Raw genomic sequence first — 24,212 nt, forward strand, 5'->3', positions numbered from 1 at the left:
GCGGTTCGCGCTGGCGCCGGGGAGCCGGGTGCTGCAGTTCGCGTCGGCCGGTTTCGATGCGGCGACCGCCGAGATCTTCGTGTCACTGTGCTCAGGCGCCGCCCTGGTCGTGGCGCCTGCCGGCGAACTGCTGCCGGGCGCGGGTCTGGTCGAGCTGATCGGCCGGTTCGAGGTGTCGCACGCGACGCTGCCGCCGGCGGTTCTCGCCGTGCTCGATCCGGCAGATCTGGTGTCGGTGTCGACGGTCGTGTCCGCGGGTGAGGCGCTGAGCGCCGATCTGGTCGCCCGGTGGGCGCCGGGGCGCAGGCTGGTGAACGCGTACGGTCCGACGGAGACGACAGTGTGTGCGTCGATGTCGCAGCCGCTCACGGCCGGTGACGTGCCGTCGATCGGTGGGCCGATCCTCAACGCTCAGGCCTACGTGCTGGACGACCGCCTTCATCCGGTGCCGCCGGGGGTCGCGGGTGAGCTGTACGTGGCAGGTGCCGGTCTGGCGCGCGGGTACGCGGGCCGGGCCGCCCTGACGGCGGAAAGGTTCGTGGCGAACCCGTTCGGGTCCGGACGGCTGTACCGGACCGGTGACGTGGCGCGGTGGACCGGCGACGGGAACCTCGTCTACGTGCGCCGCGCCGACGAGCAGGTGAAGGTGCGTGGGTTCCGGATCGAGCCGGGTGAGATCCAGGCGGTTCTGGCCGTGCATTCGCGGGTGGAGCAGGTCGCGGTTGTGGCGACGGTGGAGCAGCGGCTTGTCGCGTATGTGGTGGGTTCGGTGGACGGGTTGCGGGAGTTCGCCGCGGAGCGGCTGCCGGAGTACATGGTGCCGGCCGCGTTCGTCGTGCTCGACGCGCTGCCGCTGACGGCGAACGGGAAGCTGGACCGCCGCGCGCTGCCCGCGGCGGAGTTCGCGGCCGGGTCGGGGCGCGGCCCCGCGAACGTTCGCGAGGAGCTGCTGTGTCAGGCGTTCGCCGACGTGCTCGGCGTCCGGGGTGTCGGGGTCGATGACGACTTCTTCGCGCTCGGCGGGCACTCGCTGCTCGCGGTGCGGCTGGTGGAGTGGCTGCGGGTGCGGGGTGTGTCGGTGTCGGTGAAGGCGCTGTTCCTGACGCCGACGCCGGCCGGTCTGGCCGCGGCGGCGGGTGGTGTCGCGGTCGAGGTGCCGGCCAACCTGATCCCGGCCGGCGCGCGGACCATCACCCCGGACATGCTGCCGCTCGTCGCGCTCACCGCCGCCGAGGTCGAGTCCGTCGTCGGTACCGTCGACGGCGGCGCGGCCAACGTCGCCGACGTCTACCCGCTCGCGCCGCTGCAGGAAGGGATCCTGTTCCATCACCTGCTCGCCGATGGCGGCCGGGACGTGTACGTCACCCCGACGGTCCTCGAGTTCGACGACCGGGACCGTCTCGACTCGTTCGTCGCGGCGCTGCAGCACGTCATCGACCGGCACGACGTCCTGCGCACCGCGGTCGTCTGGGCCGGGCTGCGCGAACCCGTCCAGGTGGTGTGGCGCACCGCGACGCTGCGGGTGACCGAGGTCGACGCCGCCGCGGACGCCGAGGAGCTGGTGTCCGCGGTCGGCCTCGCGATGGACCTCGGCCGGGCGCCGCTGCTCGACCTGCACGTGACGCGGACCGGCGACGGCCGGCACCTCGGACTGCTGCGGATGCACCACCTCACCCAGGACCACACGACCCTCGAAGTGGTCCTCACCGAGATCGAGGCGGTCCTCACCGGCCGCGCCGACGAGCTGCCGGCGCCGCTGCCGTTCCGCGACTTCGTCGCGCAGGCGCGGGCGGAGCTCGCCGGCGGGCAGCACGAGGCGTACTTCCGCGACCTCCTGGCGGGCGTCGAGGAGCCGACCGCCGCGTTCGGGGTCAGCGACGTCCGCGGCGACGGCACCGGCCTCGTCCAGGCCGTCCAGGCCGTCGACCTGGACCTGGCGGTCCGGTTGCGGGAGGCGGCGCGGCGGCTCGGGGTGAGCCCGGCGACGTTGATGCACGTGGCGTGGTCGCGGGTGCTCGCGGTGGTGTCCGGTCGTGACGACGTCGTGTTCGGCACGGTGCTGTTCGGGCGGATGAACGCGGGCGCCGGCGCCGATCGGGTGCCGGGTCTGTTCATGAACACGCTGCCGGTGCGGGTCCGCACCGGTGGGCTGGATGTCACGGCGGCGGTCGACGCGATGCGCCGGCAGCTCGCCGGGCTCCTCGAACACGAGCACGCCCCGCTGACCCTCGCGCAGCAGGTCAGCGCCGTCCCCGCCGACCAGCCCCTGTTCGCCACGCTGCTCAACTACCGGCACGACAACACCGGCGGCGACCCGGACCCCGACGGCGACGCTCCCGGCGGGTTCGCCGGCATCCGAGCCGTGTACTCCCGCGAAGGCACCAACTACCCGCTGACCGTGTCGGTCGACGACGACGGGACCGGCTTCGGCGTGACCGTCGACGCGGTCGGCCCGATCGACCCGCAGGCGGTGGCGGCGATGCTGCACACCTCCGTCGGTCACCTCGTCGCTGCGCTCGAGGCCGGTGCGCCGGCGCCGCTGTCGTCAGTCGGCGTGCTCGCCGCAGCCGACCTGGACATCGTGCTGCGCCGGTGGAACGACACCGCCACGGACGTGCCGGCGGCAACGCTGCCCTCGCTGTTCGCGGCGCAGGCGGCTCGGACCCCGGATGCGCCGGCGTTGGTGTTCGAGGGTTCGTCGGTGTCGTACGTGGAGCTGGACCGCCGCGCGAACCGTCTGGCGCGCCGGTTGATCGCCGAGGGTGTGTGCGCGGATTCCGTGGTGGGTGTGTGCCTGCCGCGTGGGGTGGACCTGGTGGTGGCGTTGCTGGCGGTGGTGAAGGCCGGTGGGGCGTACCTGCCGATCGATCCGGAGCTGCCTGCCGAGCGGGTCGCGTACATGAGCCAGGGCGCCGTTATCGTATTGACAAACGTCGACGCTGAAGGGTACGCCGACACCGATCCGGGTGTCGAGGTGCTGCCCGCTCAGGCTGCGTACGTCATCTACACGTCCGGCTCGACCGGTCTGCCCAAGGGTGTTGTCGTGCCGCACGAGGGCATCGTGAACCGCCTGGTCTGGATGCAGTCCCGGTTTGGGCTTGCGCACGGGGACAGGGTGTTGCACAAGACGCCGTTCGGGTTCGACGTGTCGGTGTGGGAGCTGTTCTGGCCGTTGATCCAGGGCGCGACGATGGTGATCGCGAAGCCGGGCGGCCACCGGGACCCGTCCTACATCGCCGGCCTGATCAGTGACGCGCGGGTGGACACGGTTCACTTCGTCCCGTCGATGCTGGAAGCGTTCCTCGCCGCGCCCGGATCCGGTGAGTGCACCGGGCTGCGGCGGGTCATCTGCTCCGGCGAGGCACTGGGCACCGCGGTCCGCGACCGGTTCTTCGAGGTGCTGCCGGGCGTCGGCCTGTTCAACCTGTACGGTCCGACTGAGGCGTCGGTGGACGTCACCGAGTTCGAGGTCCTCGCGGACGCGTCGCCGGTGGTGCCGATCGGCAAGCCGGTGTTCAACACGCGCGTCTATGTCCTGGACGACCGCCTGGCCCCGGTGCCGGTGGGTGTCGCCGGCGAGTTGTATCTGGCGGGTGTCCAGATCGCCCGCGGCTACGCGGGTCGGCCTGGTCTGACGGGCGAGCGGTTCGTCGCCGACCCGTACGGCAGCGGGGAGCGGCTGTACCGCACCGGTGACGTGGTCCGCTGGTCCGCCGACGGCGACATCGTCTATCTCGGCCGGGCGGACGAGCAGGTGAAGGTCCGCGGGTTCCGGATCGAGCCCGGTGAGATCCAGGCGGTCCTGGCCGCGCACCCTGCCGTCGAGCAGGTGGCGGTGGTCGCGACCGCGGATCAGCGGCTCGTCGCCTACGTCGTCGGCGCGGCCGACGGGCTACGGGAGTTCGCCGCAGAGCGGCTGCCGGAGTACATGGTGCCGTCCGCGTTCGTGACCATCGACGCGCTACCGCTGACCGTGAACGGCAAGCTGGACCGCAAGGCCCTGCCCGCACCGGACTTCGCCGCGAACGCCGGGACCGGGCGTGGCCCGGCCAGTGTGCAGGAGGAGCTGCTGTGCCTCGCCTTCGCCGAGGTGCTCGGCGTCGACACGGTCGGCGTCGACGACGACTTCTTCGCCCTCGGCGGGCACTCGCTCCTCGCCGTCCGCCTCGTCAGCCGCATCCGGGCCGTCCTCGGCGTCGAACTGCCGCTCCGGCTGCTGTTCGACGCCCCGAGCCCCGCGAAGCTCGCCGGCCGGCTACGGTCCGGTGCGGGAAGCGCCCGCGCGGCCCTCGTGCCGTGGGAGCGGCCGGAGCGGCTGCCGCTGTCGTACGGCCAGCAGCGGCTCTGGTTCATCGGGCAGCTCGAAGGCCCCAGCGCCACGTACAACGAACCGGTCACCCTGCCGCTGACCGGTGACGTGGACACGGCCGCGCTCGAGGCAGCCTTCCTCGACGTCGTCGGCCGGCACGAGGTCCTGCGGACCGTGCTGCGGACCACGCCGGACGGCCGGCCGTTCCAGCACGTCATCGCCGTGGACGGCCTCGACTGGCGGCTGCGGCTGCTCGACGCCGACCCGGCCGACCTGCCGGCCGAGATCGCGGCCGCGGCCGGGCACACCTTCGACCTCGCCGGGGAGCTGCCGATCCGGGTGTCGCTGATCAGCGCCGGACCGGACACCCGGATGCTGGTCGTCGTCGTGCACCACATCGCCAGCGACGGCTGGTCGCTGGTGCCGCTCGCCGGCGACGTGTCCGTCGCCTACCGGGCCCGCCTCGCCGGGCAGGCCCCGGCGTGGGAGCCGCTGCCGGTCCAGTACGCCGACTACACCCTGTGGCTGCGTGAGCTGCTCGGCGACGAGGACGACCCGGACAGCGTCATCTCGCGGCAGGTCGCCTACTGGCGGCAGGCCCTCGACGGCGCGCCCGAGGAGCTGACCCTGCCGACCGACCGCCCGCGGCCCGCCGTCGCCACCCACCGCGGCCACACCGTTCCGGTCCGGATCGACGCCGACCTGCACGCCCGGCTGCTGCGGATCGCCCGCGCCGAAGGCGTCACCGTCTTCATGCTGCTGCAGGCCGGCCTCGGCGTCCTGCTGTCGAAGCTCGGCGCCGGGACCGACATCCCGATCGGCACCCCGGTCGGGGGCCGCGGCGACGAAGCCCTCGACGACCTCGTCGGGTTCTTCGTCAACACCCTCGTCATGCGCACCGACCTGTCCGGCGACCCGACGTTCGCCGAGCTCCTCAGCCGCGTCCGGGAGACGGCCCTCGCCGGCCTCGACCACCAGGACGTGCCGTTCGAACGCCTCGTCGAGGAGCTCGCCCCCGCCCGGTCCCTCGCCCGGCACGCGCTCTTCCAGGTGATGCTGACGGTGCAGAACACCGCCGGCGCGGTCCTCGACCTGCCCGGCATCGTCGCTGGCGGGGAACCGGCCGAGACCCCCACGGCGGACGAGACGTCGGCGGCCCGCTTCGACCTGAACACCATCGTCGCGGAGACCTTCGACGCCGGCGGCGCGCCCGGCGGCATGGAAGGGATCCTGACCGGGGCGGCCGACCTGTTCGACGCCGCGACGGTCGCGACGATCGCCGGCCGGTGGGTGCGGGTCCTGGCATCGCTCGCCGCCGACCCGCACGCGCCGATCTCCCGCGCGACCGTCCTCGACGCCGCCGAACAGCACCGGCTGCTCGTCGACTGGAACGACACCGCCGCCCCCCTCACCGAGCAGACCCTGCCGGAGCTGTTCGAGGCGCAGGTCGCCCGCGACCCGGACGCGGTCGCGGTCGTCGCCGGCGGCGTCTCGGTGACCTACGGCGAGCTCAACACCCGCGCCGACCGTGTGGCGCGGCACCTGGCCGACCTCGGCGCCGGACCGGAACGTCTCGTCGGGCTGTGCCTCGGGCGCGGGATCGAGCTGATGGTGGCCCTGCTCGGCGTGCTGAAGGCCGGCGGGGCCTACCTGCCGATCGACCCGGAGTACCCCGCGGAGCGGATCGCGTTCATGGTGGCCGACGCCGCCCCCGTGGTGGTCCTCGCCGCCGCGGACACCGCAGCCGTCGTCCGGGACGCCGGCGCGCCGGTGGTGGTGCTGGACGAGCGCTCGCTGCCGGCCGTCGAGCCCGCTCCCGCCGTACCGGCGACGCTGACACCACAGCATCCCGCCTACGTGATCTACACGTCCGGGTCGACCGGCACGCCGAAGGGTGTGCTGGTGTCGCACGCCGGGTTCGCGAGCTTCGCGGCCGGGCACGCGCGGCTGCTCGGGGTGCGCCCCGGCGACCGGGTCGGGCAGTTCGCGTCGGCGAGCTTCGACACGTTCGGCTGGGAATGGTGCATGGCGCTGCTGCAAGGCGCGGCGCTGGTGGTCATCCCGTCCGGGCAGCGGCTCGGTGCGGCGCTGACCGGGCTGCTGGCGGCCGAGGCGGTGACGTTCGTGACGCTGCCGCCGGCCGTCCTCGCCCTGCTGGACCCGTCGTCGATCGGGCCGGACGTGACGGTCGTCGTGGCCGGCGAGGCATGCCCGCCGGAGGTCATGTCGCGGTGGGCGGCCGGGCACCGGATGTTCAACTCCTACGGCCCGACCGAGACGACCGTCGACGCCACGCTGTGGCGCTGCGACCCGGCCGCCGGGCAGGTCGCGATCGGCAGGCCGGTCGTGAACACCCGCGTGTACGTGCTGGACGAGCGGCTGTCGCCGGTGCCGGCGGGTGTCGCCGGCGAACTGTACGTCGCCGGGTCCGGGCTCGCCCGCGGCTACGTGCGGCGGCCCGCCCTGACCGCGACCCGGTTCGTCGCGGACCCGTCCGGCCGCGGTGAGCGGCTCTACCGGACCGGCGACGTGGTCCGCTGGACCACCGGCGGCGACCTGGTGTTCGTCGGCCGGGCCGACGACCAGGTGAAGATCCGCGGGTTCCGGATCGAGCCCGGCGAGGTCGAGGCGGTCCTCGCGGCGCACCCAGGGGTGGCCCGGGTCGCGGTGATCGCCCGGGAGGACGAGCCCGGCGACCGGCGCCTCGTCGCCTACGTCGTCGGCGCGGGTGACGGGCTGCGGGAGTTCGCCGCTGAACGGCTGCCGGAGTACATGGTGCCGTCGGCCGTCGTCGTCCTCGACGCGCTGCCGCTGACGGCGAACGGGAAGCTGGACCGCGCCGCGCTGCCGGCACCGGACTTCGCGTCGGCCGCCGGCACCGGCCGCGGCCCCGCCGACGTCCGGGAAGAGCTGCTCTGCCAGGCGTTCGCCGAGATCCTCGGCCTCACCGACGTCGGCGTCGACGACGACTTCTTCGCCCTCGGCGGGCACTCCCTGCTCGCCGTGCAGCTGGTCGAGTGGCTCCGGGTGCGGGGCGTGTCGGTGTCGGCGCGGGCCCTGTTCGAGGCCCCGACCCCGGCCGGGCTGGCCGCGGTCGCCGGCCCCGCCGCGGTCCACGTGCCGGCGAACCTGATCCCCGCCGGCGCGCAGGCGATCACCCCCGACCTGCTGCCCCTGGTCGAGCTGACCCAGGCGGAGATCGACACCGTCGCCGGCACCGTCGACGGCGGCGCGGCGAACATCGCCGACATCTACCCCCTCGCGCCGCTGCAGGAAGGGATCCTGTTCCACCACCTCCTCGCCGGTGGCGGCACCGACGCCTACGTCACCACCTACGTCCTGCGGTTCGCCGACCGGGGCCGCCTCGACGCGTTCGCCGACGCGTTCCAGCACGTCATCGACCGGCACGACGTGTACCGGACGTCGGTGGTCTGGGAAGGGCTGCGCGAACCGGTCCAGGTCGTGTGGCGATCCGCGACGCTGTCCGTGACCGAGGTCGAAGGGATCGCCGGCGAGGAGGAGCTGCTGTCCGCTGTCGGCCAGGCGATGGACCTCGGCCGGGCCCCGCTGCTGGACCTGCACGTCGCCCCGGCCGTCGACGGTCAGTGGCTGGGCCTGCTGCGGATGCACCACCTCGTCCAGGACCACACGGCCGTCGCCGTCGTCCTCGAGGAGATCGAGGCGGTGCTGCTCGGCCGCGCCGACACCCTGCCGGCGCCGCTGCCGTTCCGCACCTTCGTCGCGCAGGCCCGCGCCGGGCTCGCCGACGGTGGCCACGAGGCGTTCTTCCGCGACCTCCTCGACGGCGTCGACGAGCCGACGGCCGCCTTCGGCGTCAGCGACGTCCGCGGCGACGGCTCCGGCGTCGTCCGGGCCGGCGTCGGCCTGGACACCACCCTCGGCCGGCGGCTCCGTGAGGTCGCCCGCGGGCTCGGCGTCAGCCCGGCGACCGTGCTGCACGTCGCCTGGTCCAGGGTCCTCGCCGTCGTCTCCGGCCGCGACGACGTCGTCTTCGGCACCGTCCTGCTCGGCCGGATCAACGGCGGCGCCGGATCGGACCGGGTCCCCGGCCTGTTCATGAACACGCTGCCGGTGCGGGTCCGCACCGGCGACCTGCACGTCACGGCCGCCGTCGACGCGATGCGCCGGCAGCTCGCCGGGCTCCTCGAACACGAGCACGCCCCCCTTGCCCTGGCGCAGCGGGTCAGCGCCGTCCCCGGCGACCAGCCGCTGTTCACGACCCTGTTCAACTACCGGCACAACGGCTCCGGTGGCACGCGCGCCGGTGACGCCGGCACGGGCGGCGACGGGTTCGAGGGTGTCGAGGCGGTGTACTCGCGGGAGAGCACCAACTACCCGATCACGGTCTCGATCGAGGACGACGGCGACTGGTTCGGCCTGACCGTCGACGCGGTCGGGCCGATCGACCCGGCGGCGGTCGCGGACATGCTGCACACCGTCGTCGCCGGCCTCGTCCCCGCCCTCGAACGCGGCGGCGACCGGATGCTGCTGTCGGAGCTCGGCGTGCTGGGCACGGCCGAGCTGGACCGGGTGCTGCGGGACTGGAACGACACCGCGGCGGAGGTGCCGCCGGGGACGCTGCCTGCGTTGTTCGCGGCGCAGGTGCGCCGGACCCCGTCCATGCCGGCGCTGGTGTTCGAGGGCGTGACGGTTTCCTACCAGGAGCTGGATGCGCGGTCGAACCGGTTGGCGCACCGGCTGGTCGCTGAGGGTGTGCGGGCGGACTCCGTCGTCGGGGTGCGTCTTCCGCGTGGCGTGGACATGGTGGTGGCGGTGCTGGCGGTGGTGAAGGCCGGTGGTGCGTATCTGCCGATCGATCCGGAGCTGTCGGTGGATCGTAGTGCGTTCATGGCGGCGGACGCGGGCGCGGTGTGTGTATTGACCGACGTCTCGGCTGAGGGTTGGCCGGAGACGGATCCGGGTGTGCGGGTGCTGCCGGGTCATGCGGCGTACGTGATCTACACATCCGGTTCCACGGGTCTGCCCAAGGGCGTTGTCGTACCGCACGAGGGGATCGTGAACCGCCTGGTCTGGATGCAGTCCAGGTTCGGGCTGGCCGAGAGCGACCGTGTGCTCCACAAGACGCCGTTCGGGTTCGACGTCTCCGTCTGGGAACTGTTCTGGCCCCTGATCCAGGGCGCGACGATGGTGATCGCGAAGCCCGGCGGCCACCGTGACCCGTCCTACATCGCAGGCCTGATCAGTGACGCGCGGGTGGACACCGTTCACTTCGTCCCGTCGATGCTGGACGCGTTCCTCGCCGCCCCCGGATCCGGCGAGTGCACCGGGCTGCGGCGGGTCGTGTGCTCCGGTGAAGCTCTGGGCGCCGCGGCCCGGGACCGGTTCTTCGAGGTGCTGCCGACTGTTGGCCTGTTCAACCTGTACGGCCCGACGGAGGCATCCGTGGACGTCACCGAGTTCGAGGTCCGGCCTGGCGCAGCACCCGTCGTGCCCATCGGTAAGCCGGTGTTCAACACCCGCGTGTACGTCCTCGACGATCGCCTGGCGCCTGTGCCGGCCGGCGTCGCCGGTGAGTTGTACCTGGCCGGTGTCCAACTGGCCCGCGGCTATGTCAGCCGGCCGGGGTTGACGGGCGAGCGCTTCGTCGCCGACCCGTTCAGCGATGGCGAGCGGCTGTACCGCACCGGTGACGTGGTCCGCTGGTCCGACGAGGGCGACCTGGTCTACCTGGGCCGGGCGGACGACCAGGTGAAGATCCGTGGGTTCCGGATCGAGCTGGGGGAGATCCAGGCGGTCCTGGCCGCGCATCCCGACGTCGAGCAGGTCGCGGTGGTCGCGACCGGAGACCAGCGGCTCGTCGCCTACGTCGTCGGCGCCGCCGACGGGCTGCGGGAGCACGCCGCGTCCCGGCTGCCGGAGTACATGGTGCCGTCGGCGTTCGTGACCCTCGACGCGCTGCCGCTGACCGTCAACGGCAAGCTGGACCGCAGGGCGCTTCCGGCGCCGGACTTCGCCGCGAACGCCGGCAGCGGGCGTGGCCCGGTCAGCGTGCAGGAGGAGCTGCTGTGCCTCGCCTTCGCCGAGGTGCTCGGCGTCGACACCGTCGGCGTCGACGACGACTTCTTCGCCCTCGGCGGGCACTCGCTCCTCGCCGTCCGCCTCGTCAGTCGCATCCGGGCCGTCTTCGGTGCGGAGTTGCCGCTGCGGGCACTGTTCGACGCCCCCACCCCGGCCGGGCTGGCGGCCAGAGTGTCCGGGGCCGAACGAGCCCGGCCGGCCCTGACGGCGCGGACCAGGCCGGAGCGGCTGCCGCTGTCCTACGCGCAGCAGCGCCTCTGGTTCATCGGCCGCATCGAGGGGCCCAGCCCGCTGTACAACATCCCGATGGTGCTCGGCCTCGCCGGCGCTGTCGACCCGGCCGCGCTCGACGCGGCACTGCGGGACGTGATCGGCCGTCACGAGGTGCTGCGCACCGTGTTCCCGACCGCCGACGGGCAGCCGGCCCAGCTCGTCGTCCCCGCCGGCGACCTCGACTGGCGGCTGCACGTCGCCGAGGTGCCACCGGCGGACCTCGCCGGAGCCGTCGACGCGGCTACCCGCACCACGTTCGACCTGGCCACCGACGTGCCGATCCGGGCCTGGCTGTTCGGCGACGGCACCGGCGAACACGTCCTCGTCGTGGTCGTCCACCACATCGCCGGCGACGCCTGGTCGATGGAGCCCCTCGCCGCGGACCTGTCGGCGGCCTACCAGGCCCGGCTCGCCGGGCAGGCACCGGCGTGGCAGCCGCTGCCCGTGCAGTACGCCGACTACACCCTGTGGCAGCGGGAGCTCCTCGGCGACGAGGCCGACCCGGACAGCCTCATCTCGCGGCAGGTCGCGTACTGGCGGCAGGCCCTCGACGGCGCACCCGAAGACCTGGCCCTGCCGGCGGACCGGCAGCGGCCGGCCGTCGCCGGCCACCACGGGCACGTCGTCCCCCTGGAACTGCCCGCGGGCCTGCACGCCCGCCTGGCGCAGGTCGCCCAGGCGGAGGGCGTCACCGTCTTCATGCTGCTGCAGGCCGGCCTCGGTGTGCTGCTGTCGAAGCTCGGCGCGGGCACCGACATCCCGATCGGCGCGGCGACGGCCGGCCGCACCGACCAGACGCTCGACGACCTGGTCGGGTTCTTCGTCAACACCCTGGTGATGCGGACGGACCTGTCCGGGGACCCGACGTTCGCTGAGCTGCTCGCCCGGGTCCGGGAGACGGCCCTCGCCGGGTTCGAGCACCAGGACGTGCCGTTCGAACGCCTCGTGGAGGAGCTGGCGCCGGTCCGGTCCCTGGCCAGGCACCCGCTGTTCCAGGTGATGCTGACGGTGCAGAACACCGGCGATGCGGTCCTCGACCTGCCCGGCGTCGCGGTCGGTGGGTCTGGCCCGGCGGCCGGAGCCCTCGAGGTCGAAGCGACCTCGGCGGCGAAGTTCGACCTGGAAGTCGTCATGGCGGAGACGTCGGCGGGCCTTCGTGGCACGTTCACCGGGTCCGCGGACCTGTTCGACCCCGCCACCGTCGTCGACATGGCCGAGCGCTGGGTGCGGGTTCTGGACGCCGTCCTCGCGGACCCTGCGGTGCGACTGTCCGATGTGGACGTCCTCGGTACCGGCGAGCGCCGGCGACTGCTGGTGGAGTGGAACGACACCGCGGCCGAGGTGGCCGCCGGGACAGTTCCGGCGATGCTGGCGGCGCAGGTGGCGCGGACGCCGGATGCCCCGGCGGTGCTGGGTGACGGAGTGTCCGTGTCGTACGCGGAGCTTGACGCGCGGGCGGCCGGCCTCGCGAGGGTCCTCGCCGGCAGAGGTGTGGGGCCGGAGTCGGTGGTCGCGGTGTGTGTGGACCGCGGTGTGGACCTGGTGGTGGCGTTGCTGGCGGTGTGGAAGGCTGGCGGCGCGTACCTGCCGGTCGATCCGGAGCTGCCGGCGGAGCGGATCGCGTTCATGCTCGCCGACGCCGGAGCGCGGCTCGTGGTGTCGGACCGCGCGTTCGACCTGCCGGTCGTAAGCGTCCATGAGACGGCGACCGCCGGAGACCTCAGTGCCCAGGTGCTGCCGGAGCACGCGGCATACGTCATCTACACGTCGGGGTCGACCGGCACGCCGAAGGGCGTCGTCGTCACGCACGGCGGCGCGGTCAACCTCGTCGCCACCACGGCCCAGCGGTTCGATCTCGGCGAAGGCGACCGCGCCCTGCAGTTCGCGTCCGTCGGCTTCGACGCCGCCACCTGGGAGCTGCTCCTCGCGCTCAGCTCCGGCGCCTGCCTCGTCGTCGCCCCCACCCGGGGGCTCCTGCCCGGCGCCGGCCTCGCCGAGGTGATCGCCCGGCACGACGTGACGTTCGCGTGGCTGCCGCCCGCCGTCCTCGGCGTCCTCGCCCCGGACGACCTGCCGTCCGTCACGAACCTCGTGACCGGCGGCGAGGCGCTGAGCGCCGACCTGCTCGACCGGTGGGCGCCCGGGCGGCGGTTCGTCAACCCGTACGGGCCGACCGAGGCGACCGTGGCCGCGACCATGTCGGAACCCCTCACCGCCGGGCAGCCGCCGCACATCGGCCGCCCCATCTCCAACACGCAGGTGTATGTGCTCGACGACCGGCTCCAGCCGGCGCCGACCGGCGTGGCCGGGGAGCTGTACATCGCCGGGTCCGGACTGGCCCGCGGATACGCCGGCCGGGCCGGGCTGACCGCGGAACGGTTCGTCGCCAACCCGTTCGGGTCCGGACGGCTGTACCGGACCGGTGACGTCGTCCGCTGGTCGGCGGCCGGCGACCTCGTCTACGTGCGCCGCGCCGACGAGCAGGTGAAGGTGCGTGGGTTCCGGATCGAGCCGGGTGAGATCCAGGCGGTTCTGGCCGTGCATTCGCGGGTGGAGCAGGTCGCGGTTGTGGCGACGGTGGAGCAGCGGCTTGTCGCGTATGTGGTGGGTTCGGTGGACGGGTTGCGGGAGTTCGCCGCGGAGCGGCTGCCGGAGTACATGGTGCCGGCCGCGTTCGTCGTGCTCGACGCGCTGCCGCTGACGGCGAACGGGAAGCTGGACCGCCGCGCGCTGCCCGCGGCGGAGTTCGCGGCCGGGTCGGGGCGCGGCCCCGCGAACGTTCGCGAGGAGCTGCTGTGCCAGGCGTTCGCCGAGGTCCTCGGCGTCGCCGGCGTCGGGGTCGACGACGACTTCTTCGCCCTCGGCGGGCACTCCCTGCTCGCCGTGCGGCTGGTGGAGTGGCTGCGGGTGCGGGGTGTGTCGGTGTCGGTGAAGGCACTGTTCCTCACGCCGTCCCCGGCCGGTCTGGCCGCCGCCTCGGGTGGCGTGACGGTCGACGTCCCGGCGAACCTGATCCCGGCGGGCGCCCAGGACATCACCCCGGACATGCTGCCGCTGGTCGAGCTGACCGAGGCCGAGGTCCAGGCGGTCGTCGGCACCGTCGACGGCGGCGCGGCGAACGTGGCGGACATCTACCCGCTCGCGCCGCTGCAGCAGGGCATCCTGTTCCATCACCTGCTCGCCGACGGTGGCGCCGACGTGTACGTCACGTCGTTCGTCCTCGAGTTCGACGGTCGCGAGCGTCTCGACGCGTTCGCCGGGGCGCTGCAGCACGTGATCGACCGGCACGACGTGTTCCGCACCTCCGTCGTGTGGGCCGGGCTGCCGGAGCCGGTGCAGGTCGTCTGGCGCGCCGCGACGCTGCGGGTGACCGAGGTCGAGGGCACCACGGGCGCTGACGAGCTGCTGGCGGCCGTCGGCCTGACGATGGACCTGGGTCGGGCGCCGCTGCTGGACCTGCACGTCACGCGGACCGACGCCGGACCCTGGCTGGGTCTGCTGCGCGTGCACCACCTCGCGCAGGACCACACGGCGCTCGATGTGGTGATCGGTGAGATCGACGCGGTCCTCGCCGGGCGGGCCGACGAGCTGCCGGATCCGTTGCCGTTCCGGGACTTCGTCGCCCAGTCGCGGGCCGGCCTCGCGGACGGGCGGCACGAGGTGTACTTCCGTGACCTCCTGGCGGGTGTCGAGGAGCCGACGGCGGCGTTCGGGGTCAGCGACGTCCGCGGCGACGGCTCCGGACTCGTCCGCGCCGGCACCGTGCTCGACGACGCCGTGGCGGCCCGGCTGCGGGAGGCGGCGCGGCGGCTCGGGGTGAGCCCGGCGACGTTGATGCACGTGGCGTGGTCGCGGGTGCTCGCGGTGGTGTCCGGTCGTGACGACGTCGTGTTCGGCACGGTGCTGTTCGGGCGGATGAACGCGGGCGCCGGCGCTGACCGGGTGCCGGGCCTGTTCATGAACACGCTGCCGGTGCGGGTCCGCACCGGTGGGCTGGATGTCACGGCGGCGGTCGACGCGATGCGCCGGCAGCTCGCCGGGCTCCTCGAACACGAGCACGCCCCGCTCGCCCTCGCCCAGCGGGTCAGCGCCGTCCCCGGCGACCAGCCCCTGTTCGCCACGCTGCTCAATTACCGGCACAACAGCGCCACCGGACCGGTGGACGGCGAAACGGCCGGCGGGTTCGACGGCGTCAGGACGGTGTCCTCCCGGGAGAGCACCAACTACCCGCTGACGGTGTCGATCGAGGACGACGGGACCGGCTTCGGCGTGACCGTCGACGCGGTCGGCCCGATCGACCCGCGGGCGGTCGCCGCGATGCTGGAGACGGCCGTCGGCCACCTCATCCCGGCGCTCGAGGCCGGCACACCGGCGCTACTGGCCTCCATTGGCGTCCTCGACGCGGCGGACCTGGACGTCGTGCTCCACCGGTGGAACGACACCGCCACGGACGTGCCGGCGGCAACGCTGCCCTCGCTGTTCGCGGCGCAGGTCGCGCGGACCCCGGACGCCCTGGCGCTGGAGTTCGAGGGTTCGTCGGTGTCGTACGCGGAGCTGGACCGCCGCGCGAATCGTCTGGCGCATCGGTTGATCGCCGAGGGTGTGTGTGCGGATGCCGTGGTCGGTGTGCGGATGCCGCGTGGGGTGGACCTGGTGGTGGCGTTGCTGGCAGTGGTGAAGGCCGGTGGCGCGTACCTGCCGATCGATCCGGATCTGCCTGCCGAGCGGGTCGCGTACATGAGCCAGGGCGCCGCTATCGTATTGACAAACGTCGACGCAGAAGGGTATGCGGACACCGATCCGGGTGTCGAGGTGCTGCCCGCTCAGGCTGCGTACGTCATCTACACGTCCGGGTCCACAGGTCTGCCCAAGGGCGTCGTCGTTCCGCACGAGGGCATCGTCAACCGCCTGGTGTGGATGCAGTCCCGGTTTGGGCTTGCGCACGGGGACAGGGTGTTGCACAAGACGCCGTTCGGGTTCGACGTCTCTGTCTGGGAGCTGTTCTGGCCGCTGATCCAGGGCGCGACGATGGTGATCGCGAAGCCGGGCGGTCACCGCGACCCGTCGTACATCGCTGACCTGATCCGCACCGCCGGTGTCGACACTGTCCACTTCGTCCCGTCGATGCTGGACGCGTTCCTCGCGGCCTCTGAAGCGGCCGCGTGCACCGGGTTGCGGCGGGTCGTCTGCTCCGGTGAGGCTCTGGGCACCGCGGTCCGGGACCGGTTCTTCGAGGTGCTGCCGGGCGTCGGCCTGTTCAACCTGTACGGCCCGACCGAGGCGTCCGTCGACGTCACCGAGTTCGAGGTCCTGCCGGACGCGTCGCCGGTGGTGCCGATCGGCAAGCCGGTGTTCAACACGCGCGTCTACGTCCTGGACGACCGCCTGGCCCCGGTGCCGGTAGGTGTCGCCGGCGAGTTGTACCTGGCGGGTGTCCAGATCGCCCGCGGCTACGCGGGTCGGCCCGGCCTGACCGGCGAGCGGTTCGTCGCCGACCCGTACGGCAGCGGGGAGCGGCTGTACCGCACCGGCGATGTGGTCCGCTGGTCCGCCGACGGCGACGTCGTCTACCTGGGCCGGGCGGACGAGCAGGTGAAGGTCCGTGGGTTCCGGATCGAGCCCGGCGAGATCCAGGCGGTCCTGGCCGCGCACCCTGACGTCGAGCAGTCCGCGGTCGTGCTTCGCGACGACCGGCTCGTCGCGTACGTCGTCGGCGCGGTCGGCGGGCTGCGGGAGCACGCCGCGTCCCGGCTGCCGGAGTACATGGTGCCGTCGGCCATCGTCGTCCTGGACCAGCTGCCACTGACCACGAACGGCAAGCTCGACCGCAAGGCGCTGCCCGCGCCGGAGTTCGCGGCCGGGACCGGGCGCGGCCCGGCGAACGTCCGCGAGGAGCTGCTCTGCCAGGCGTTCGCGGAACTGCTCGGCCTCGACGCCGTCGGAGTCGACGACGACTTCTTCGCCCTCGGCGGCCACTCGCTCCTCGTCGTCCGGCTCGTCGAGTGGCTGCGGGTGCGGGGCGTCACCGTGTCGGTCCGGACGCTGTTCGAGGCGCCGACCCCGGCCCGGCTGGCCGCCGTCGCCGGACGGGTGACCGTCGACGTGCTGCCCAACCGGATCCCGGACGGCGCGCAGGAGATCACCCCGGACATGCTGCCGCTCGTCGAGCTCACCGGCGACGAGGTGCAGGCGGTCGTCGGCACCGTCGACGGCGGCGCGGCGAACGTCGCCGACATCTACCCGCTCGCCCCGCTGCAGGAGGGCATGCTCTTCCACCACCTCCTGGCGGACGGCGGCGACGACGTCTACGCCGTGCCACGCATCTTCGAACTGCCCGACCGTGGCAGCCTCGACAACTTCGTCGCCGCGCTGCAGCAGGTCGTCGACAGGCACGACATCTTCCGCACCTCCGTTGTGTGGGCCGGGCTGCGCGAGCCGGTGCAGGTCGTGTGGCGGACGGCGGCGCTGCCGGTGACCCAGGTCGACGGGGCCACCGACGCCCAGGAGTTGCTGTCCGTGGTCGGCCTGTCGATGGACCTCGGCCGGGCCCCGCTGATCGACGTGCACGTCGCCGCCCTCGACGGCGGCAGGTGGCTGGCGATGGTCCGCATCCACCACCTGGTGCAGGACCACACGGCGGTCGAGGTCGTCTACAACGAGGTCCGGGCGATCCTGACCGGGCGGACCGGCGAGCTGACCGCGCCGCTGCCGTTCCGCGACTTCGTTGCCCAGGCCCGGTCCGGGCTCGGCGCGGAGGAGCACGAGCGGTTCTTCCGCGACCTGCTCGCCGGGGTCGACGAGCCGACCGCCGCCTTCGGCATCAACGCGGTCCGCGGCGACGGATCCGGTGTCACCAGCGGGTTCGGCCGCATGGACGACGCCCTCGGGGTGCGGCTGCGGGAAGTGTCCCGGCGGCTCGGCGCCAGCCCCGCGACCGTCATCCACGTGGCGTTCTCGCGGGTCCTCGCCGTCGTCGCGGCCCGCGAGGACGTGGTCTTCGGCACGCTGCTCTTCGGCCGGATGAACGCCGGCGCCGGCGCCGACCGGGTCCCCGGCCTGTTCATCAACTCCCTGCCGGTGCGGGTGCGGACCGGCGATCTGAACGTGGTCGCCGCCGTCGCCGCGATGCGCGGGCAGCTCGCCGGTCTCCTCGAACACGAGCACGCGCCGTTGGCGCTGGCCCAGCGGGCGAGCGGCGTGCCGGCGAAGACGGCACTGTTCAACTCGCTGTTCAACTATCGACACAACACGCTCGACCGGACGGCGCCGGAGACCGACACTGCCGCAGGTGACGACAACGACACGACCGCCGACGTGCGGCAGGTGTATGTCCGGGAGAGGACCAACTACCCGCTGTCCGTGGCCGTCGATGACGACGACGAGAGCTTCGGCCTGCTCGTCGACGCGGTGGCCCCGATCGACCCGGACGCGGTCGTGAGCATGATCTTCACCGCGGTCGCCGGTCTCGTCGAGGCCCTCGAATCGGACCTGAGCGACGGGTCGACGACCCCGCTGTCGGCGGTGCCGGTCCTCGACGCGGCACACCTCGACCGGGTCCTCGCCGACTGGAACGACACGTCCCAGCCGCTGCGGGCCGACCTGGTCCCGGCGTTGTTCGCGGAGCGGGTGGCGCGGACGCCGGATGCGGTGGCGGTGGTGTGTGACGGCGTGGAGGTGTCCTATGTGGACCTCGATGCTCGCGCGAACCGTCTCGCCCGCTACCTGGCTGGTGCGGGGGTGGGGCCTGACTCGGTCGTCGGCCTGTATCTGCCGCGTGGCATCGACATGGTGGTGGCGTTGCTGGCGGTGTGGAAGGCGGGCGGTGCGTACCTGCCGGTCGACCTGGCCTATCCGGCGGAGCGGGTCGCGTTCATGCTTGCCGATGCGAAGGCCGCGGTGCTGCTGGGTCTGGAGGATGACCTGGATGAGCTGCCGGCGGGCAGGGTGCGGACTGTCGCGGTCGACGACCCGCGCATCGCCCGGCAGTCGCCGGATCCGTTGAATGTGGCGGTGCTGCCGGATCATCTCGCGTATGTCATCTACACGTCCGGTTCGACCGGCACGCCGAAGGGTGTGGCGGTCACCCACGGCGGTCTGACGAACTATGCGCAGTGGGCGGCGGTGGAGTACGGTCCGGCCGGTCAGGGTGCGGTGTTGCACTCCTCGCTGGCGTTCGATCTGACGGTGACGAGTGTGATCGTGCCGTTGATCGCTGGGTCGCGGGTGGTGGCCAGCGTCGACGGCGGCGCGGAGGGTCTGGCGGACGTGGTCAACGGTTCCGGCGGGTTCGACGTGCTGAAGGTCGTCCCCGCGCACCTGCCGATGCTGAGCGAGCTGCTGACCGGCCCGACCGCCAAGGTCCTGGTCGTCGGCGGTGAGGCGCTGACCGCCGGACCGGTCCGGCAATGGCTGGACCTGGCACCCGGCTCGGTCGTCGTGAACGAGTACGGCCCGACCGAGACCGTCGTGGGCTGCTGCGTGTACCGCGTGACGGCGGGTCAGGAGCTGGCGGATCAGGTGCCGATCGGGCGGCCGATCGCCAACACGCGCCTGTACGTGCTGGACGAGCGGCTGCGGCCGGTGCCGGTCGGGGTGGCCGGTGAGCTGTACATCGGCGGCGCGCAGTTGGCCCGCGGCTACGTGGGCCGCGCCGGGCTGACGGCGGGCCGGTTCGTCGCCGACCCGCTCGGCGGCGGTGAGCGCCTGTACCGCACCGGCGACGTCGTGCGCTGGAACGCCGACGGGAACCTAGTCTACCTCGGCCGCGCCGACGAGCAGGTGAAGATCCGCGGGTACCGGATCGAACCCGGCGAGATCGAAGCGGTGATCGCCGGCCACTCGGAGGTCGCCCAGGCCGCCGTCATCGCCCGTGAGGACGTCCTCGGCGACCGGCGTCTCGTCGCCTACGTCGTGCCCGACGAGGACGAGGAGCCGGACGCGACCGCGCTGCGGGCCTACGTCGCGGCCCGGCTGCCGGAGTACCTGGTGCCGTCCGCCGTGGTCGTCCTCGACGCGCTGCCGCTGACCACCAACGGCAAGCTCGACCGGCGGGCGCTGCCCGCACCGGAGGCCGCCGCGACCACCGGCGGCGGCCGGCCGCCCGCCAACCCCCGCGAAGAGGCACTCTGCCGGGCGTTCGCCGAGGTGCTCGGCGTCGACCACGTCGGCGTCGACGACGACTTCTTCGACATCGGCGGCAACTCGCTGCTCGCCGTCCGGCTCACCAGCCGCATCCGCTCGCTGCTCGGCGTGGAGGTGACGCTGCGGCTGCTGCTCGACGAACCGACCGTCGCCCGGCTCGCCGCCCGGCTCGAGGACACCACACCAGCCCGGCCGGCGCTGCGGCCGATGCGAACCACGGAGGAATCCTGATGTACCCGTTGTCCTACGCGCAGCGCCGCCTGTGGTTCATCGACCGGCTCGAAGGCCCCAGCGCCACCTACAACATCCCGACCGTGCTGCCGCTGCCCGGTGACATCGACGCCGGCGCGCTCGGCGCCGCGATCCGGGACGTGATCGGGCGGCACGAGGTCCTGCGGACCGTCTTCCCGGTCGTGGGCGGCGAGCCGCAACAGGAGGTCCTCGGCCTCGACGGCCTCGACTGGCGGCTGCACGTCCACACGGTCGCCCCCGGCGACCTGCCCGCCGCGATCGACCGGGCCGCCGGGCACGTCTTCGACCTCGCGACCGAGGTACCGATCCGGGCGTCGCTGTTCGAGGCCGGGCCGGACGAGCGCGTCCTCGTCCTGGTCGTGCACCACATCGCCAGCGACGGCTGGTCCCGCGGACCGCTGATCAGGGACGTGACCACCGCCTACGAGGCCCGGCTCGGCGGCCACGCCCCGCGGTGGGCGCCGCTGCCGGTCCAGTACGCCGACTACACGCTCTGGCAGCGGGAGCTGCTCGGCAGCGACGACGACCCGGGCAGCCTCGGCAACCGGCAGGTCGCGTACTGGCGGCAGGCGCTCGCCGGCGTCCCGGACGAGCTCGCGCTGCCCTTCGACCGGCCCCGGGCCGTCGTCGCCGACCACGCCGGGCACGCCGCCGAGGTGCGGATCCCGGCCGCCGTCCACGCCCGGCTCATCGACGTCGCCCGCGAGCACGACGTCACCGTCTTCATGCTGCTGCAGTCCGCGACCGCGGTCCTGCTGTCCAGGCTCGGCGCCGGCACCGACATCCCGATCGGGGTCGCGGTCGCCGGCCGTACCGACGACGCGCTCAACGACCTGATCGGCTTCTTCGTCAACACGCTCGTGATCCGGACCGACCTCACCGGCGACCCCACCTTCGCGCAGACCCTGGCCCAGGTCCGGGACACCGGCTGGCGGGCGTTCGAACACCAGGACGTGCCGTTCGAGCGGCTCGTCGAGGAGCTCGCCCCGGCCCGCTCGCTGGCCCGGCAGCCGCTGTTCCAGGTGCTGCTCACCGTCGAGGACGCCGGGACCGTCCCCGACACGCCGGACCCGCGGCCGGGTCAGGGCCCCGGTGTCCCGGTCGCGAAGTTCGACCTCGACGTCAGCGTCGGTGAGACGTTCCACGCCGACGGCACCCCGGCCGGCGTGGTCGGCTCGGTGACCGGAGCCGCGGCGCTGTTCGACGCGCGCACCGTCGCGGCGGTCGCGGCCCGGCTCGCCAGGGTCCTCGGCGCCGTCGTCGCCGACCCCGGTCTGCGACTGTCCGAAGTGGACGTGCTCGACGCCGAGGAGCGGCGGCGGGTCCTGGTGGACTGGAACGCGACCGGGTTCACCGCGCCGGAGACCACGCTGCCGGCGCTGTTCGCGGCCCAGGTCGCGCGGACCCCGGACGCGGTGGCGCTGCTGTGCGGCGCCGAGTCGGTCACGTACGCGCAGCTGCACGAGCGGTCGAACCGTGTCGCGAACCGCTTGCGGGGCGCCGGCGTCGGACCGGAGACGGTCGTCGGCGTCCGGATGCGCCGCGGGATCGACCTGTTCGTCGCCGTGCTCGGCATTCTCAAGGCCGGCGGCGCTTACCTGCCGCTCGACCCGGACCTGCCGGACGAGCGGGTCGCATTCATGGTCGCTGACGCGGGCGCGGCCCTCGTGCTGTCCGATGTGGACGGCGGCGACGCCGCCGACCTCGACACCGCGCTGCTGCCGTCGCATCCGGCCTATGTCATCTACACGTCGGGCTCGACCGGCACGCCGAAGGGTGTGGTGGTCGAGCATCGTTCGGCGGCGGCGTTGGTGCGGTGGGCGGGGGAGCGGTTCGGTGGTGGGCTGTTCGAGCGGGTGCTGGGCGCGACGTCGCTGAGCTTCGACGTGTCGGTGTTCGAGCTGTTCGGCCCGCTGTGCAGCGGCGGATCCGTCCGGATCGTCGACGACCTCCTCGCCCTGGCGGACGGGGACGTGGACGACGTGTCACTGATCTGCGCCGTGCCGTCGGCGCTGATGCCGGTCGTCGGGTCGGTGTCCGCGGACATGGTGGTGCTCGCCGGCGAGGGCCTGTCCGCCCCGGTGCTCGGCACCATCGGTGCCGCGGTGCCGGCGGTGGCGAACATCTACGGCCCGACCGAGGCGACGGTGTACGCCACGGCGTGGTTCGACGACGGCGTCAGCCGGCCCGTGCCGCCGATCGGCCGCCCCATCGGCGGAGCCCGCGTGTACGTCCTCGACGACCGCCTGCAGCCCGTCGCGCCCGGCATGGCCGGTGAGCTGTACCTGGGCGGGACGGGCGTGGCGCGCGGCTACCTGAACCGGCCAGGGCTGACCGCCGAACGGTTCGTCGCGGACCCGTTCGGGCCCGGACGGCTGTACCGCACCGGCGACCTGGTCCGGTGGGACGCCGACGGCGACCTGGTCTACCTCGGCCGCACCGACCAGCAGGTGAAGGTCCGCGGGTTCCGGGTCGAGCCGGGCGAGATCGAGGCGGTCCTCGCCGGGCACGCCGACATCACGCAGGCCGTCGTCGTCGCCCGTGACGACCGGCTCGTCGCCTACGTGGCCGGCACCGCGGACAGCGTGGCGCTGCGCAGGCTCGCCGCCGCCCGGCTGCCCGACTACATGGTCCCGGCCGCGGTCATCGTCCTGGACGCGCTGCCGCTCAACGCCAACGGCAAGCTCGACCGCGCGGCCCTGCCCGCCCCCGACTTCGGCGCCGCCGCAGGCACCGGCCGCGGACCCGCCGACGTCCGCGAGGAGCTGATCTGCCAGGCGTTCGCCGACGTGCTCGGCCTGGAGACCGTCGGCGTCGACGACGACTTCTTCGCCCTCGGCGGGCACTCCCTGCTGGCCGTACGCCTCGTCGAACGGCTGCGGACCCGCGGGATGGCGGTGTCGGTGCGGGCACTGTTCCTGACCCCGACCCCGGCCGGGATCGCGGCGGCCGCCGGCGGCGTCACCGTGGCGGTCCCGCCCAACCTGATCCCCGCGGACGCGCGGGCGATCACGCCGGAGATGCTGCCGCTGACCGACCTCACCGAGGCCGAGGTGCGCACCGTCGTGACCGCGGTGCCGGACGGCGCCGCCGGCATCGCCGACGTCTACCCGCTCGCCCCGCTGCAGGAAGGCATCTTCTTCCATCACCTCCTCGCCGACGGCGGCCAGGACGCGTACGTGACCCCGTTCGTCCTCGAGTTCGCCGACCACGCCCGCCTCGACGCGTTCACCGCCGCGCTGCAGCAGGTCGTCGACCGGCACGACGTCTTCCGTACCTCGGTGGTGTGGTCCGGGCTGCGGGAACCGGTGCAGGTCGTGTGGCGGACGGCGACCCTGCCCGTCACCGAGGTCGGCGGCACGACCGGCGCCGAGGAACTCGTGGCGGCGGTCGGGCTGGCGATGGACCTCGGCCGCGCGCCGCTCATCGACGTCCACGCCGCGCAGGTCACCGGCGGGCCGTGGCTGGGCCTGGTGCGTATCCACCACCTCGTCCAGGACCACACCGCCCTCGAGGTCGTCCTCGCCGAGATCGCCGCGGTCCTCGCCGGCCGGGCCGGCAGCCTGCCGCAGCCGCTGCCGTTCCGGGACTTCGTCGCACAGACCCGGGCCGGCCTCGCCGACGGCACCCACGAGGAGTTCTTCCGCCGGCTCCTGGCCGGCGTCGACGCGCCGACCGCCGCGTTCGGGGTGACCGACGTGCGCGGCGACGGCGCGGCGGCGGTCCGCACCGGCACGACCGTCGAGCCGGCGCTCGTGGCGCGGCTGCGCCGGGCCGCCCGCGACCTGCGGACCAGCCCGGCGACCGTGCTGCACGTGGCGTGGGCGCGGGTCCTGGCCGCCGTCTCCGGCCGCGACGACGTCGTCTTCGGCACCGTCCTGTTCGGCCGGATGAACGCCGGCGCCGGATCCGACCGGGTGCCCGGGCTGTACATGAACACCCTGCCGGTGCGGGTCCGCACCGGCGACCTCGACGTCCTCGACGCCGTCACGGCCATGCGGCAGCAGCTCGCCGAGCTGCTCGAGCACGAGCACGCCCCGCTCGCCCTCGCCCAGCGGTCCAGCGCCGTCCCGGCGGACGCGCCCCTGTTCACGACCCTGCTCAACTACCGGCACAACGCCGCCGGCGCCACCGGTGACACGGACGAGGGCGGATTCGCCGGGATCCGGCCCGTGTA

Annotated in this window: 2 protein-coding genes (both only partly in view); both read left to right on the top strand. The window is 73.4% G+C overall.

All coding sequences use genetic code 11. From position 1 onward, the window contains the following. Positions 1 to 20,014: the 3' portion of a non-ribosomal peptide synthase/polyketide synthase gene (locus ACQEVZ_RS40365; RefSeq protein ID WP_433377370.1), read on the top strand. The gene continues 11,276 nt to the left of window position 1, outside the view; 20,014 of the gene's 31,290 nt are visible here — the last part of the coding sequence; the start codon falls outside the window, past its left edge; the stop codon is at positions 20,012 to 20,014. Continuing rightward, positions 20,014 to 24,212, top strand: partial view of an amino acid adenylation domain-containing protein gene (locus ACQEVZ_RS40370; protein ID WP_433377373.1) — the 5' portion only. Its footprint extends 9,250 nt past the window's final position; the window shows 4,199 of its 13,449 coding nt (coding positions 1-4,199); it begins with the start codon at positions 20,014 to 20,016; the stop codon falls past the right edge of the window. The genes ACQEVZ_RS40365 and ACQEVZ_RS40370 overlap by 1 nt, the downstream gene beginning before the upstream one ends.

Origin of the sequence: Dactylosporangium sp. CA-152071, assembly GCF_050936335.1 — a bacterium.
In the GTDB taxonomy this organism is placed as follows: Bacteria; Actinomycetota; Actinomycetes; order Mycobacteriales; family Micromonosporaceae; genus Dactylosporangium; species Dactylosporangium maewongense.